The organism is Candidatus Nitrosopumilus sp. bin_7KS, assembly GCF_054095835.1.
In genome coordinates, this window is record NZ_JBSWSO010000004.1 from 282,239 (window position 1) to 296,066 (window position 13,828).

Sequence of the window (13,828 nt, forward strand, 5' to 3'; positions counted from 1 at the left end):
GGTACAAATATTCAAACAGTTCTGATGAATTGTGGTAGAAAATAATCTCATTCATGAAAGTAGTCCCTACTTACTTCAACATGCACATAATCCTGTTAATTGGTATGGCTGGAATGATGACTCATTAAAAAAAGCAAAAGATGAAAACAAACCTATTTTCTTAAGCATTGGATATAGTGCTTGTCATTGGTGTCATGTTATGGCCCATGAATCTTTTGAAAATGAAGATGTGGCTGAATTTATGAATGAACATTTCATTAACATAAAAGTTGACAGAGAAGAAAGACCTGACATTGATGATATTTATCAAAAAGTTTGTCAAATAGCTACTGGCCAGGGTGGTTGGCCGTTAAGTATTTTTCTTACACCTGATCAAAAACCGTTCTATGTTGGAACTTATTTTCCTGTTTTGGATTCTTACGGCCGTCCTGGATTTGGAAGTATTTGTAGACAACTTTCACAAGCATGGTTAGAAAAACCAAAAGATATAGAAAAATCTGCCGAGAAATTTATTGGTGCATTACAAAAAACTGAAACAATACAAACTACTTCAAAATTAGAAAGAGCCATTCTTGATGAGGCTGCTATGAACTTGTTTCAGTTAGGTGATGCAACTTATGGTGGATTTGGTTCGGCACCAAAATTTCCCAATGCTGCCAATGTATCCTTTTTGTTTAGATATGCAAAACTAACTGGATTGGGAAAATTCAATGAATTTGCGCTCAAAACCCTCAAAAAAATGGCTAATGGTGGCATCTTTGATCAAATAGGAGGTGGGTTTTCAAGATATTCTACTGATGCAAAATGGTTGGTTCCTCATTTTGAAAAAATGCTTTATGATAATGCACTGATTCCTGTAAACTATGCTGAAGCATATCAAATCACTAAAGATCCTTTTTATCTTGATGTTTTGAAAAAAACACTTGATTTTGTTTTACGTGAAATGACTTCCCCTGAAGGTGGATTTTATTCTGCATATGATGCAGACTCTGAAGGTATAGAGGGAAAATTCTATGTGTGGAAAAAAAGTGAAATTAAAGAAATCCTAGGAAGTGATGCAGATCTATTTTGTTTATACTATGATGTAACTGATGGAGGAAATTGGGAAGGAAATAATATTTTGTGCAATAATCTTAACATATCTACAGTTGCTTTCAATTTTGGAAAATCAGAGTCTGAGGTTAGTGAAATTTTAAAATCTTGCTCAGAAAAATTACTCAAAGTCCGTTCTGCTAGAGTTCCTCCTGGATTGGATGACAAGGCATTGGTTTCATGGAATTCACTAATGATTACAGCATTTGCAAAAGGTTATCGAGTAACAGGTGATCAAAGATACCTTGATGCCGCAAAGAACTGTATTTCTTTTATAGAGCAAAAACTTTTGATAGATGAAAAATTATTACGAACTTACAAAAATGGAGTTGCAAAAATTGATGGTTATTTGGAGGATTATTCTTATTTTGTAAATGCATTACTAGATGTCTTTGAAATTGAACCTGATGCAAAATATCTTAAATTATCCATAAAATTAGGACATCATTTAGTGAATCATTTCTGGGATTCAGAAAATAATAGTTTCTTTATGACTTCTGATAATCATGAAAAACTGATTATCCGTCCAAAGAGTAATTATGATTTATCTTTACCTTCTGGAAATTCTGTATCTGCCTTTGTCATGCTCAGACTATACCATCTATCTCAAGAACAAACATTTCTTGAAATCACTACCAAAATTATGGAATCTCAGGCACAAATTGCGGCTGAAAATCCCTTTGGATTTGGATATTTACTAAATACAATTTCAATGTATATTCAAAAACCTGTGGAAATAACTTTGATTAATACTGAAAATTCTGAAATACGAAAGTCACTTTATTTAGATTATTTGCCAAATTCTATTTTGATTACCATTCAAAATTTTGCCCAACTGGAATCTCTTACAAAATATCCGTTTTTTGCAGGTAAATCATTTGGAGATAAAACTAGTGTCTATGTTTGTAAGAATTTCACTTGTTCTTTACCTCTACATACTCTTGAAGAAATAAATTCAAATCTTTAGATTTTCTTCAAATCTGTTGCAATAATATTTCCAACTTGAGGTCTTCCCATACTGTCATATCTTGATCTTGGCATTGCTATTGTCATCTGAGTTTGTTGATATGATTTGATGTTTACTTTTGGTTGTGCTTGTAGAATTGCTTCTAATAATGGCATGACTTGTTCTTTAGTTTCTGAATCTAAATTTTTTGCAACATTTTCCATGATCATTTGTTGTTGTGAAATAGGTTCTGTTGTAATGTTTTCAATTAAAGTTAATTGGATCATTTGACCATTATCTATTATTTGTGTAATTTTGAATTCATTTGTAGCTGACATTAGAATACTTTATTTCTTTGATGATTTATCTTTACCGAATTGCAAAATACAATACTACACCTGCAGTCACTACTGCAGCAGCAACTCCTAAGAAAAAAATTATCTTACTTCCATCAATGTTCATAGAATTCATTTATCATAGTTGGAATTAAACTATGCTGATTTTTTAAAAACATCTACTCACTGATGATTTCTACGTAAGTGTTTTAATAGAAATTTACTAATGTTCAATATCGCATAATAATGGTATTCATACATCTGCGATAGTACAACCAGTCCAACAGGAGTCATAAAGAATGCCCAAATGGGCATTCTTTTTCATTATGATTACTCTTCAGAATCTGTATCTTCAGGCATGATTTTTACTTCATTAGATGCTGATTCTACCTTTGGCGGGTCAATGATGGATTTTTTGATTTGTGCTGCTCTATCTTTTATGATTTGATTGAATTCCTTCATGTCCTCTAAGCTGGGAGTTTCTTGTTGATTCTGATATGCTTGTAAAAACCCAGAATACACACATCCTGTAATGATTCCAAATGCTGTGTCTGGAATTGATTCTATCTCGGGAATAAAATTCTCTGCTATCTGTTTATACGACTCTGATTCACTAATGTAATAATCAATTAAACTATCTATGAAATCTTTATTTTCTTTAGAAATTGCCATCGCTATTTTCTTTATTTCCTAGTTTATTTAATTGTCTTTGATTAATCGTTTATTTATTCATCAACTCTTTGCAAGATGTTGTGGAAATTAGAATCCAATGAAGGTTATTTTAGAATATATGATTCTAAAAAACTCATTGCGGGATATTTTGATCCTGATTATGGAGATATATTTCCAAAAGCAAATTCTGAAGAAATCATTGCTTCCATGTTAGAAAATCATGATAAAATTTTAGGAGGTATAATTATGGTACCTCTTGTCAAATTTCGATTATTTGACACTGATTTAGATACTACGATAATTAATGTGGAATCTCAAGTAAATCGTGTCAATGAGCATTTACAAAAATGGAAATTATTTTTGTCTAAAATGAATTATGATTGGCATTCTGTAAGAATCTCTCATACAGACCAAGACATGCTTACTATAGCGTTTCAGAAGAAATTCTCAAAACCTACACCTCTTGAAAACAAGGCCATACTTGAAGAACTTTCTGATACCATGGATAATTTACAAAAATATGATTTGCTGTAACATGTGTAAATCTAAGGTAAATGATCTTTTTTCCACTTTTCGGCCTCATTAACACAATTGAACCACTCTACTTCAATCTCATTTGAATCAAATTCATCCATTTCGTTTTTGAATTCCAAGTCACATTTGTTTTTCATATTCTCTGAGATTTGAATTACTTTTTGTTTTAGTACTTTGTCTGGAGGTGAAAACTTGTCTGATTCATCAAATTCTATTATTCCTGCTTTAGCTAATTGAAATTCAACTAGTCCTAGATTTTCATACTCATATGCTTCTTGAATTTGAGTATCTGATCTTACTTTGGATGATTCGTCTCCAGTTTTAATCCATTTGATGTATTCAATATCGCTTTTTAATTGAGTTTCCGATGATATCTTGAACAATTCTACTGAACTTTCAAACAACTCGGGGGTGGACAAGTTATCATATTTAGAAATAATATTTTTAAATTTTTCTACATGCTCATCATAGTATTCTAGCAGTTCTTCTTTTGTAATATCTCCTTCATCCCACTGTGTTTTTTCAGAATAAAATTTTGTCTGCAATTCTGTAACTTCTTGTTGAATTTGAGCAAGCTCATTTCCAAATTGAAATCCTTTCTGTTTAGTTTGTTCTGCTGAATAATTATATGTAATAATTCCAGCAATAATGATAATCCCTATGGCAGTAATAATGATATTCTGAATTTTATTTTTTTTCAAAGATAATCTATGTAATTTCCTTCTTCGTCTAACTTTAATTCGATTGTAAATTCAGTACCGCTGATAAAAGAGTCATTTCGTGTAGTTCTGACTCTTCCGATAACTAACTCATATGGCCAAATTTCTACTACGATTGAGCCTACTGTAACTATTGGGGTCTCTGTAATCTCCATATCTTCACGTTTCACCCCATGTCTTTCAAGCATGTGAATGGCGTGATCTAATAATGGCTCTGGGTTATTGTAATTTAGTACCCAAACTTTTCCTTCATAATTAATTTTTTGCAATTTGAAACAATCCTAAATTTACTCATATAACAATTATGCGCCAATAGGTTTTGATTTTGAATTTTATACAAACTCTCAAAAACCCTAAATTTGTTTTGGCGGTATTTTTGGTTCAAATCCACGGGGATTCAACTACTATTTTGAGGATAGAAATGGACGCAGATAGGCGTCAATAGTTTCATTGTTGCAAATTAGATACTAGGGTTTTATTAGAATAAATCAAAAATCCAACAAATGGTATCAGAATTTGATGTAATTCCTACAATCATAGGTATTTTGTTTTTAGTTATTCCTGCATTACTTTTAGGAAAACTGTGCAGTCACTTTAAAATTCCAGAAATTATTGGATTTGTATTTGCTGGAATTGTTTTAGGTCCAACTGCATTAGGAGGATTAATTCCAATTTTCGATAGACCAATTGTAGAATTAAATGAAGTAATGATGGCACTTTGGCAAATTTCAGGAATTATAATTTTATTTTCAGCAGGATTGCACTTTACATTTCATGATTTAATCAAGGCAGGTCCTAAAGCAGCAATAATTGGAACATTTGGAGTTATCATACCTCTTGTTACTGGATACTTTGTTGTACTATGGATGGGATTTGATTGGACTGTTGCAGTAATTATTGGGGCAACACTTAGTGCAACAAGCATTGCAATCTCTGCCATAATTTTAGAAGAATTAGATAAAGAAAAAACTAAAGAAGGCAATATTTTGATTAATGCAGCAGTTTTAGATGATGTTTTAGGCCTAGCAATTCTTTCAGCAGTTGTTTCTTTAGTTACATTGCAAACAATTCCAACAATAGAATCAGTGGCAATAACAACAATCACTCAGATTGTATTTTGGTTTTTATTGTTACTTGGAGCAGTTTATCTTTTACCAAAAATTGTATATGGAATGTCAAAAACACATCCTACTACGTTAGACTCTAGAGGCACTAGACAAGGTGTTGCCTTGGGTTCTGCATTTGGATGGGCTGCAATCGCTGCAAGTGTAGGATTGAATCCAATTGTAGGAGCATTTGCTGCAGGTATGGGGCTTGCAGGATCCAAACTAGCGACGCAAGTACGTGAATTTGAAGGAAGGCTAAGAGTAATTGTGGCTCCATTGTTTTTTACAGTAATTGGTGCACATGTAGACATTTCACAAATCTCTTCAATCAACTGGGTTTTGTTTGCAGTGATTTTGAGTGTAGCAGTGTTTTCCAAAGTTCTGGGGTGTGGAATTCCTGCATCTATTTTGTTAAAAAACAAAAAAAGTGGTTTTCTAATTGGATGTGGAATGGTTGCTAGAGGAGAAGTAGCTTTTATCGTTGCAGGAATTGGATTGACTTTTCAAATTCTTTCAGATGAAATTTATTCTACAATAATATTTGTGATTTTAGCAACAATTTTCATTACACCAATACTACTAAGAAACGCATTCAAATCTTGACTTTACAAACAGATTTTGATATTGAATCCATGGGGATTCACCTAACCAAATTGGGGATAGAAATGGACGCGGTTAGGCGTAAAAATAAAATAAAAAAGGATTAGATCACTTTGAAAAGTGACATCATTCCTGCAGAGATATGATCATTGACGTGACAGTGGAACATCCATGTTCCTACATTGTCTGGAATAAAGTCAACAGTCTTTAGACTGGCGGGCATTAACTCCATTACATCAACTCTCATTCCATTCCACAAGACAGTGTTTCCATGCCAGTGTGGTGTGTGCAAATCTACTTCAGTCCCCATACCAATTAGATACCAACGTACATGTTCGCCTTTGTTCAAAGTTTGTCCTGGCAAATTGCCATAGACATATCCGTTAATACCATGCATGAGATTACTTTCAGCAAAATCATCATCTCCAACTAATTCCTCATTATCACAAGTTTCATCAGTGAATGTTTCTAGATTATCACAAAGATAGTTACTAGAATTTTCATCAGAAACTGTAAAGAGACTTACCATTTCTCGGTCTACATCCATCGGTCTACCATTTGAATCAGCCATTCCTTTAGCTGTTACTACCATTGGACCGACAAGTCCTGAATTGGTATCCATTGGCGAGTTAACATGTGAATGATACATCCAAATTATTGAACTAGGATCATTTGGTCCTGGACCTGCACGTTCTGGTACATCCCACTCATAGGTATGAGTTTGACCTGGAACAACTATTCCATCAGATTTTTTACTTACAGAAGTTCCATCATTGTATTCAGCACCTTCTGAATCTTTATCATAAAAGACTCCATGTGGATGAATAGAATAATCTAGTTCAACAGAATTATTTTTGAATACAACTTTGATTGTATCACATACTTCAGCATGAATCATTGGTCCAAGTGTTCCTAGATGTTCCCATTCGGAGGTTCTTGGTTTAAGTTTTGAAAATGTGTCATCAGTATACTCACGATATAATGCCTTGATGTAGGTACTTCCAATTCTATCTGAAGAATTTTCAACAAATACATTTTCATCTTCATTAAACTCTTGGCCCTTCATTTGGTTTAGTCCCAAAGGAGCATAATCCCATTCTACTTCGTCTGCTGCAATGTAATAGGTGCGTGTTTTACCTTCATTGCTTTTACATTCACTAGTTTGAGATGTAGTTTGAACTGAAGCCTCTTTTGGGGAAGAAGAACTAGATATAGGTTCAGAACACAATCTATCTCCACAAACTTTGTCAGATCCGATTGCAGGTAATGCTACTCCTTGTCCAATAGCGGCTTGACTTTCCTGAAGTAAACCAAAGGACAAAGATGCTACAAGTGTCACAGATAATGTGATTAGCATAAGAGAAGTTCTTGATTTAGTCATTGTACCAACGAAAGAAAAATTTCTTTTAAACTGTAGGTACATTCTTTGGAGTTATTCTAATTTCTAAGAATAACTAGATTTCTTAAATGAATGATGTTTCATCATTTTTTGTTGGTAAAAAAAACAAAAGCATTGCTTGCAGAAAAATATAACATATCAAATAAAATTTTAAATGAACTTACAAATTTAGAATCAAGGCATATTTTATTTGCAACTATGAAATCCCCTAAATCTATTCAAGAAATTTCAAAGGAACAAAAAATTCCTCTAAGTTCAGTCTACAAAAGAATAGAGTCATTAAAAGAATGCTCATTAATTCATGAAAATTTAGATTTTGCTGAAAATGGTCATGTTACCAGATATTATCAGAGCAAAATCAAAGATATTGAAGTTAGCATTACAAAGCTTGAACCAAAAATTGCATTTACAAAAAATAGACTGATGAAAAATGACTAGTCTAACATCTATGAAAATTTGTGTACTATGTGGAGGAATTTTCAGCATTTACGCAATGACTAGACAAAAACAATCATGTTCAAAATGTCAGAAACTTGATATCACGAGAAATGGCCTGTAGAGGAATTTGTGAAAGATACAGATCTGAAAGTCAAAGATACAACCAAGGAATCAAGAGATGTACTTGCTGTGAGACATATCTAGAATATGATGGTGTACAATGTCCCTGTTGCAGGATACAGCTTCGTGGAAAGAGAAAAAGTAAATGATTTAGATTCCACATCACGGAGATTCAGCTACCAAATTGGGGATGAAAATAGACGCAGATAGGCACAAATTTCAAATTATAAAAACAAAGATTAGTCAGATAATATTGTCCTAATTTTTACTTGAAAAGATATTTTCATGAGCATGCAATGATTAACAATGTTAAGGAATCACTAAAAGGAATATTTTCTAAAAATACTCATGGGATTCACTAAAATTTGTCCCTTGTGTTCACAAGTTTTTGTGTCACTTGAGACATACATGTCACATATTAGAAATAGTCACAATAAAGAATCCCCTAAAGAATTTGTAAAAAATTATGGTGAAACAAAATGGTCATTTAGGAATGATGGATAATGTGTGGAAATGAGGGTTCGATAACATGAGAAAGTGTATTGTTTGTGGTAAAAATTTTGAGCATTGGTGTGACGATGTATGTTCTACTGAATGTTCAAATGAATTAGAAGACTGAGATTTATTATGAATGATAGAAAATTCATTCAAAAATAATATTTTTAAAATATAGTATAATGTAGAAGCCAAAAATGACAGTTTGTATGGAATAGGATGAATCCTAGGAAATAGCAAGAGGCATATCAATTCTAGGAATATGTTTCGTTGGCTACATTGACTTCTACATTACAAACTATACAATCATTTTGATATTTAGTATTCACTTAACATTGTTAATTATTATCTAAATACTTGAGTTTCAAAATAATTGTGGCGAGAACAGTTCATCTTTGGAAATATTTCTGCTTGCTCATTCAACAATGTTCTCGCTAAGACAAATTCATTGAAGTCTTTGTTAATTTCATTATTATTCCACTAAAAGATATGGAAGATAAGAAATACCAAGCCCAAAGGTATAGGGCATTTTCTTTACCAAAGCAAATATGTTCTACATCTAATGCTTGTTCTGCAGTACAAGTGAGTTGAAAGAGATCTCCAGAATTACATTTAGAGAAATTGGAGAAAATGCCACAGTGTAAGAGAATAATTGTGGCAATACAAGATAAAATATCAAAATTAAAGGTACAAATGTAATCATCATAGGTCTCATATTCATCTGCATCATCTCCATGGACATTTTGTTCATGTAAGATGATTTTTTACCTAACTCGGCAATCTTTGCTTGGTCTTTTGCTCTCATTGCAGACATTCTTTCTTTTTGCCATCCCTTTGTCTCTTTCATAATTCGTTGCAGCTTATCTTGATCAACTATTTTCTTTCTAACCATAGAATTAAAAATATTTAGAATAATTCCAAATCCAGTTACACCAAATAATGTTAGAATTGCTCCCTTTACAATAGGGTCATCACTTCCTAATGCCTGCCTATTTTGACTCATAAATGAAAAAATTCCTCCATCATCCCCTTGAAGAAATACATTATCAAGAAAGAACAAGATGAAATTATAACCTAGGAAATCAATCATACAGTGCTCATTCCATGTTGGTTTATGATTTTCTCAGAATAAATTGCATTAGGGATTCTTTGGAATAATCTATCCCATGTTCTTCATCAGTGTGTTTCCCAAAGTTCTCAAGTACCTTCTCTACTTCTCCTTCTACTACAAAATCACAGTCAAACCCATAGTCATTGCACTTTAGTTTTACCAATTACAATTTTTTCTAAATTTGCAAGTAATATACTTCAGTTAACAATGTTAACTCTCACAATACAAAAAATAATGCAGAAGCAGTAGGAAATTACTGTGTCTTAGGTGCAAATGAACCTATCATAATTCATAATCCTAAATTTCCTCTCTGGAGTGAGTTGCCTCTGCATTGAAATTGATTTGATTTTAAGATATTTAGAATATGCTTAACAATGTTAATGGAAGGCTTTTTTTCTAGATCGTCTATTTCTTGATTTAGTTCTAAGACGTGCACCACAGCAAGGACATCCAAGACTTGAGGTTTGAACAAAAACTGAGCACATTGTACATCTCTTATGTCCTAATTCATAACGTAAAGCAGTAGAAACGATATCAATTTCTAAGGTATCACATATGCCCTTGCAACAAAAAGTCATTTCTATGGAAATCTACTCCTTCCAATCTGAAACTTTTCTAATCTCCACCAATCATTATTTTTTTTATCAGCAAGATTTTCTTCTTCAGAATCTTCTTGTTTTTTCATAAACTAAGTAATATGGAATTTGTAATAAAACTAAATTAACAATGTTAAGTATTTGCTAAATACTATAGTAGAACAAATCATACAGTGATATTCAAGAGAAATTTTAATAGTACTTTAACTTCAATTTGCCTAGATAGTATGAAAAAAATGAATTTTGATTATTTGGAGACAAGCGAATTTGTCTGATAATAGAAATAACATTCTAAGTTCTATGGATCTTTTTATTGACAAAATTCAACATCTCAAAGGATTAATGTTGGGAGTTTCCTTTTCAGCTCTCATTTTAGCCCCTTTAGCAATAGGAATTTCAGCCTATCTATTCACACACCCTAATTTTCTTAGACTAGTAGAGAGTGAAGGGGAATTCGCACTACTTTTGACATTTTTACTAACTGTAGTGCTAGTTACTTCAGGGATTTGGTTGGTTGCAGGCATACAACAGTTCAGGTCTCTTAGTTCTTGGAACAAGAGATATTGTAATTATTTGAAGAAGCGAGAGGATTTGGATAAGGATATTTCCTCAAAATATAATCTAGATGAAGAGTAATTATTCAAGACTTTCCACATTAGATCTACCACTTCTTGGGAATAGTTTTTCAAAAGGCTCTATAATTTCATTACAAAAATTCATTCCCTTATGAGTTACCTTGAAGATTGTGATAGTTCTTTTTCCATCCACAATTTCTACTCTCTGTATCATTTCATTTAATTCAAGATTATCCAAAATTTGTTTATGTTTTGTAATGTTTAATCCACAAAAACTAAACAATGCAGTTTGATTGAGTTGACCGTACTCAGATAGAGTCAAAATAATATCTTTTATTATGTAAATCCGTTCACGATATTTTTTTGAAACAGCCAATGATTGAATTACCCATATTTGCTACTTTAACTATTAGGGAAATCTGTCACAATTAACAATGTTAAGCAACGCCTTATAATGAATAATTGACTTTAGGTACATGGAATCTAATTTTTCATTTGGGAAAATCGGAATAAAAAATATCTTCAAAAAAGGTACTGTTTTTACAAATAAATGTAAAATTTGTGGACTGAAATTTGCAGATCCTCAAAGAACAGAAAGACATATGATTAAAGCACATTCAAAGCCAAAACGTGAAAAACAAAATCACTGAAAATGGCAAAAGCACATGTCCTAATGAATTGTGATTTAGGTTCAGAAAAAGAGATTATTGCAACTCTTGAAAAAATTGAGGGAATAAGAGAAGTTCACGGTACACTTGGAATGTATGATATTGTGGCACAAATAGAATTAGAAAACGAAGAAAAAATTAGGGAAATCATTACTGAAGTTATTCGTAAAATGCCAAAAATTCGTTCTACTATGACCCTAACTCGTTCTGAATCTGAAGAATTTTTTAAAACATCTGAAAAATTAATTGGAATGATGTTGGGACAAAATCTTGCTCAGGCATATGTGGTAATTCACTGTAATAGAGGTGAAGAATATTCTACATTGAAAAATCTTAGTCACATACCAGAGGTAAAAGAAGCAGATGTAGTTTTTGGATTCTATGATGTTATTTGTAAAATAGAGACAACAGACAACAAGGCATTAGAAAACATTACAACCAAAGCCATACGAAAATTACCTAATATTGAATCCAGCATGACATTAAACATCATTAACGAACAAGATTCAGACAATTAGGAAGTAAATGTTATGGGATTAGGAGTAAAAATTACGATATTTGCAATTGCAGCAATACTTGTACAGATTTTCGGAATCGTCTTATTGTAAATCTAAATTTAGTATTAGTTGCTTATTGTTAGATGAAAATTTAGGCCGTCAAAGGGAATTATTATTCTAGATCTGAACCCAAAAAGGCTTGAACCGTTTTAGGGGATGTTTGGGATTGATAGTTTTTACAAAAGAATAACTGACAATCTAGCTTAGATCAATTATTCGGGAACAATGACGTTTAGTGTCATTGTACTAACTACTCTGGAGAGTTTTCTAATAGTCGCAATTACCTTTTCAAATTCATCCTGATTACCCGTTTGAATTTCAGCAATCACATCATATGCACCAAAAGTAAGATATGCATTGCTAATGTCTTGCATTTGTTTTAATTCATCTACGATGTATTCTTCTGCTCCTAAGTCACAATTTAATAAAATGAATCCTTTGTGCATTGGTTTATCTTAAAATAATTATGTAGTTCTGGTCTTTAAGTTTTACAGTATTACCATCTACTACGTCCGCCGTAGCTATTTTTGTTTCCATCCTTATCGCCACTTCTTCTTCTACTGCTTCGATCATCTCTTGGATTTCCTCCTCCTCTAGAACCCCCATATCCACCAGAACGTCCGCCTCTAGAATAATTAGATCTTGATTGTCCTCCATACCTTCTTGATGGAGTTTGTCTTTTTAGTGGGTCTGGAATTGAAATTTGAATTCCCATTTCTTGATTTAAATCTGTAATTGGAACTTTGATTTGACGTTTCACTAGATTCCAATCTCCTACTGATGAATATGATACAAATGTGATTGCTCTTCCTTTTGCACCAGCTCTTGCGGTTCTTCCAATTCTGTGAAAATATGCCATCTCTTGATTTGGTACATCATAATTTACTACTAATTCTACTCTGGGAACGTCAATTCCTCTTGAAGCTACATCTGTTGCAACAAGAATGTCGGCTTTACCACTTCTAAATTTACCCATAGATTGCTCTCTTCTATGCTGTGACATATCTCCTTCAATAGCTACTGCATTGTATTTTTCTTGATGAAGGAATTTTGCAACATCTCTGGTTCTATATTTTGTTGAACAGAATACGATGATTTGTCCTTTAACTGGTTTAATGAAATCGATTAGATATTTGAATTTGTCACGGTCTTTAATTACTAAATATGATTGGTCTATTCCTTCTCCGCTAAGATCATCTGCATCCAGTAAGAATTGTTTTGGATTGTTCAGATATTCCTCTGATAATCTTAAAATCTCAGTTGGCATTGTTGCTGAAAACAATGACATGACTCTATCTTCAGGAGCTAAATCTAAAATGAATGAAATATCATCAACAAATCCCATATCTAACATTGTGTCTGCTTCATCAAGAACAATGTGAGAAATATCTCGTAGTTCAATTGATCCTCTTTTGAGATGATCAATTAGTCTACCTGGAGTGGCAACAACAATTTCAACACCTCTATGAAGTGCATCTAATTGAATTCCCATCCCTTGACCTCCATAGACAGTTGCAATTCTAATCCCTGTATGTTTTCCAAATTTTTTGATTTCTTCACTGATTTGCATGGCTAATTCTCTTGTTGGTGCCATGATCAAACCTTGAATTCCTTGTTTAGGTTGAATTTTTTCTAACATTGATAATGCAAATGCTGCAGTTTTTCCTGAACCTGTATGTGCTTGTCCTACAACATCTCTTCCTGAAAGTAAAACTGGGATTACTGCTTCTTGAATTGGAAATGCATCTTCGAAACCTTGATCAGTAATTCCTTTCAGCACATCGTCGCTTAATCCTAGATCTTTAAATTTTGTCATTTTATTTTTTTCTCTTTGGCAATGACGAAAAAGCTCATTGCCCACTCGT

The 13,828-nt window shown here is 32.6% G+C and carries 18 protein-coding genes and 1 pseudogene; 8 read left to right on the forward strand and 11 right to left on the reverse strand.

Annotated elements, in window-relative coordinates; all coding sequences use genetic code 11:
• Window positions 1–31 precede the first annotated feature (31 nt).
• The gene (locus ACW9W4_RS04985) at window positions 32–2,059 is read left to right on the forward strand and encodes a thioredoxin domain-containing protein (protein WP_457761373.1); all 2,028 of its coding nucleotides are present in this window, start codon (window positions 32–34) and stop codon (window positions 2,057–2,059) included.
• Here ACW9W4_RS04985 and ACW9W4_RS04990 read toward each other — a convergent pair.
• Entirely contained in the window at window positions 2,056–2,376 is a 321-nt protein-coding gene (locus ACW9W4_RS04990) for a hypothetical protein (RefSeq protein ID WP_457761374.1), read from the reverse strand. The genes ACW9W4_RS04985 and ACW9W4_RS04990 overlap by 4 nt on opposite strands.
• Before the next feature lie 327 nt (window positions 2,377–2,703).
• The gene (locus tag ACW9W4_RS04995) at window positions 2,704–3,045 is read right to left on the reverse strand and encodes a hypothetical protein (protein WP_457761375.1); all 342 of its coding nucleotides are present in this window, start codon (window positions 3,043–3,045) and stop codon (window positions 2,704–2,706) included.
• Window positions 3,046–3,120: 75 nt separating this feature from the next.
• On the opposite strand from ACW9W4_RS04995, the gene ACW9W4_RS05000 reads away from it, so the two are divergent.
• Window positions 3,121–3,579, forward strand: coding sequence for a hypothetical protein (locus tag ACW9W4_RS05000; protein ID WP_457761376.1), 459 nt, complete (start codon window positions 3,121–3,123; stop codon window positions 3,577–3,579).
• An 11-nt stretch (window positions 3,580–3,590) separates the two neighbouring features.
• Here the strand turns inward: ACW9W4_RS05000 and ACW9W4_RS05005 are convergent, their stop codons facing one another.
• Window positions 3,591–4,280, reverse strand: coding sequence for a hypothetical protein (locus tag ACW9W4_RS05005; protein WP_457761377.1), 690 nt, complete (start codon window positions 4,278–4,280; stop codon window positions 3,591–3,593).
• Entirely contained in the window at window positions 4,277–4,567 is a 291-nt protein-coding gene (locus ACW9W4_RS05010; protein ID WP_457761378.1) for a hypothetical protein, read from the reverse strand. The genes ACW9W4_RS05005 and ACW9W4_RS05010 overlap by 4 nt, the downstream gene beginning before the upstream one ends.
• Before the next feature lie 234 nt (window positions 4,568–4,801).
• Between ACW9W4_RS05010 and ACW9W4_RS05015 the strand changes: the two genes are divergently transcribed.
• Window positions 4,802–6,007 carry a cation:proton antiporter gene (locus tag ACW9W4_RS05015; RefSeq protein ID WP_457761379.1) on the forward strand — a complete coding sequence of 402 codons (1,206 nt, stop codon included), beginning with the start codon at window positions 4,802–4,804 and terminating at the stop codon, window positions 6,005–6,007.
• A 100-nt stretch (window positions 6,008–6,107) separates the two neighbouring features.
• On the opposite strand, the gene ACW9W4_RS05020 is transcribed toward ACW9W4_RS05015, so the two are convergent.
• Window positions 6,108–7,385 carry a multicopper oxidase domain-containing protein gene (locus ACW9W4_RS05020; RefSeq protein ID WP_457761380.1) on the reverse strand — a complete coding sequence of 426 codons (1,278 nt, stop codon included), beginning with the start codon at window positions 7,383–7,385 and terminating at the stop codon, window positions 6,108–6,110.
• A 111-nt stretch (window positions 7,386–7,496) separates the two neighbouring features.
• Here ACW9W4_RS05020 and ACW9W4_RS05025 point away from each other — a divergent pair, with 111 nt between their 5' ends.
• Entirely contained in the window at window positions 7,497–7,841 is a 345-nt protein-coding gene (locus ACW9W4_RS05025) for a hypothetical protein (RefSeq protein WP_457761381.1), read from the forward strand.
• 468 nt (window positions 7,842–8,309) lie between these two features.
• Window positions 8,310–8,465 carry a hypothetical protein gene (locus tag ACW9W4_RS05030; protein WP_457761382.1) on the forward strand — a complete coding sequence of 52 codons (156 nt, stop codon included), beginning with the start codon at window positions 8,310–8,312 and terminating at the stop codon, window positions 8,463–8,465.
• 425 nt (window positions 8,466–8,890) lie between these two features.
• Here the strand turns inward: ACW9W4_RS05030 and ACW9W4_RS05035 are convergent.
• The 3 genes and pseudogenes from ACW9W4_RS05035 to ACW9W4_RS05045 all read right to left on the reverse strand — a co-directional run bounded on the left by ACW9W4_RS05035 (window position 8,891) and on the right by ACW9W4_RS05045 (window position 10,145).
• A pseudogene (locus ACW9W4_RS05035) lies at window positions 8,891–9,546 on the reverse strand (EMC3/TMCO1 family protein).
• Between the two features lie 22 nt (window positions 9,547–9,568).
• Complete coding sequence (locus ACW9W4_RS05040) at window positions 9,569–9,730, reverse strand: DUF1059 domain-containing protein (protein ID WP_457761383.1); 162 nt, start codon at window positions 9,728–9,730, stop codon at window positions 9,569–9,571.
• Between the two features lie 214 nt (window positions 9,731–9,944).
• A complete protein-coding gene (locus ACW9W4_RS05045; protein ID WP_457761384.1) occupies window positions 9,945–10,145 on the reverse strand; it encodes a hypothetical protein in 201 nt (66 codons plus the stop codon).
• A gap of 318 nt (window positions 10,146–10,463) precedes the next feature.
• Here ACW9W4_RS05045 and ACW9W4_RS05050 point away from each other — a divergent pair, with 318 nt between their 5' ends.
• On the forward strand, window positions 10,464–10,799 hold the full coding sequence (locus tag ACW9W4_RS05050) for a hypothetical protein (RefSeq protein ID WP_457761459.1): 336 nt from the start codon (window positions 10,464–10,466) through the stop codon (window positions 10,797–10,799).
• Here ACW9W4_RS05050 and ACW9W4_RS05055 read toward each other — a convergent pair whose 3' ends face one another.
• Window positions 10,800–11,114, reverse strand: a complete 315-nt coding sequence (locus ACW9W4_RS05055; RefSeq protein WP_457761385.1) for a winged helix-turn-helix domain-containing protein — start codon at window positions 11,112–11,114, stop codon at window positions 10,800–10,802.
• Window positions 11,115–11,214: 100 nt separating this feature from the next.
• Here ACW9W4_RS05055 and ACW9W4_RS05060 point away from each other — a divergent pair, with 100 nt between their 5' ends.
• Together ACW9W4_RS05060 and ACW9W4_RS05065 are read left to right on the forward strand one after the other, a co-directional pair.
• Window positions 11,215–11,388, forward strand: a complete 174-nt coding sequence (locus ACW9W4_RS05060) for a hypothetical protein (protein WP_457761386.1) — start codon at window positions 11,215–11,217, stop codon at window positions 11,386–11,388.
• 2 nt (window positions 11,389–11,390) lie between these two features.
• Window positions 11,391–11,924: an Lrp/AsnC ligand binding domain-containing protein gene (locus ACW9W4_RS05065; protein ID WP_457761387.1), complete on the forward strand. Its 534-nt coding sequence runs from the start codon at window positions 11,391–11,393 to the stop codon at window positions 11,922–11,924.
• 251 nt (window positions 11,925–12,175) lie between these two features.
• On the opposite strand, the gene ACW9W4_RS05070 is transcribed toward ACW9W4_RS05065, so the two are convergent.
• Both ACW9W4_RS05070 and ACW9W4_RS05075 read right to left on the reverse strand, forming a co-directional pair.
• The gene (locus ACW9W4_RS05070; protein ID WP_457761388.1) at window positions 12,176–12,409 is read right to left on the reverse strand and encodes an Lrp/AsnC ligand binding domain-containing protein; all 234 of its coding nucleotides are present in this window, start codon (window positions 12,407–12,409) and stop codon (window positions 12,176–12,178) included.
• Between the two features lie 50 nt (window positions 12,410–12,459).
• The gene (locus ACW9W4_RS05075) at window positions 12,460–13,779 is read right to left on the reverse strand and encodes a DEAD/DEAH box helicase (protein ID WP_457761389.1); all 1,320 of its coding nucleotides are present in this window, start codon (window positions 13,777–13,779) and stop codon (window positions 12,460–12,462) included.
• Window positions 13,780–13,828: the final 49 nt, after the last annotated feature.

What these genes read in the sequence shown, in the direction of transcription:
- ACW9W4_RS04990 (WP_457761374.1), bottom strand. Translation starts at nt 2,376, where the DNA reads ATGTCAGCTACAAATGAATTCAAAATTACACAAATAATAGATAATGGT.
- ACW9W4_RS05045 (WP_457761384.1), bottom strand. Translation starts at nt 10,145, where the DNA reads ATGACTTTTTGTTGCAAGGGCATATGTGATACCTTAGAAATTGATATC.
- ACW9W4_RS05030 (WP_457761382.1), top strand. Translation starts at nt 8,310, where the DNA reads ATGGGATTCACTAAAATTTGTCCCTTGTGTTCACAAGTTTTTGTGTCA.
- ACW9W4_RS04995 (WP_457761375.1), bottom strand. Translation starts at nt 3,045, where the DNA reads ATGGCAATTTCTAAAGAAAATAAAGATTTCATAGATAGTTTAATTGAT.
- ACW9W4_RS05000 (WP_457761376.1), top strand. Translation starts at nt 3,121, where the DNA reads ATGTTGTGGAAATTAGAATCCAATGAAGGTTATTTTAGAATATATGAT.
- ACW9W4_RS05050 (WP_457761459.1), top strand. Translation starts at nt 10,464, where the DNA reads ATGGATCTTTTTATTGACAAAATTCAACATCTCAAAGGATTAATGTTG.
- ACW9W4_RS05065 (WP_457761387.1), top strand. Translation starts at nt 11,391, where the DNA reads ATGGCAAAAGCACATGTCCTAATGAATTGTGATTTAGGTTCAGAAAAA.
- ACW9W4_RS05015 (WP_457761379.1), top strand. Translation starts at nt 4,802, where the DNA reads ATGGTATCAGAATTTGATGTAATTCCTACAATCATAGGTATTTTGTTT.
- ACW9W4_RS05075 (WP_457761389.1), bottom strand. Translation starts at nt 13,779, where the DNA reads ATGACAAAATTTAAAGATCTAGGATTAAGCGACGATGTGCTGAAAGGA.
- ACW9W4_RS05070 (WP_457761388.1), bottom strand. Translation starts at nt 12,409, where the DNA reads ATGCACAAAGGATTCATTTTATTAAATTGTGACTTAGGAGCAGAAGAA.
- ACW9W4_RS05020 (WP_457761380.1), bottom strand. Translation starts at nt 7,385, where the DNA reads ATGACTAAATCAAGAACTTCTCTTATGCTAATCACATTATCTGTGACA.
- ACW9W4_RS05060 (WP_457761386.1), top strand. Translation starts at nt 11,215, where the DNA reads ATGGAATCTAATTTTTCATTTGGGAAAATCGGAATAAAAAATATCTTC.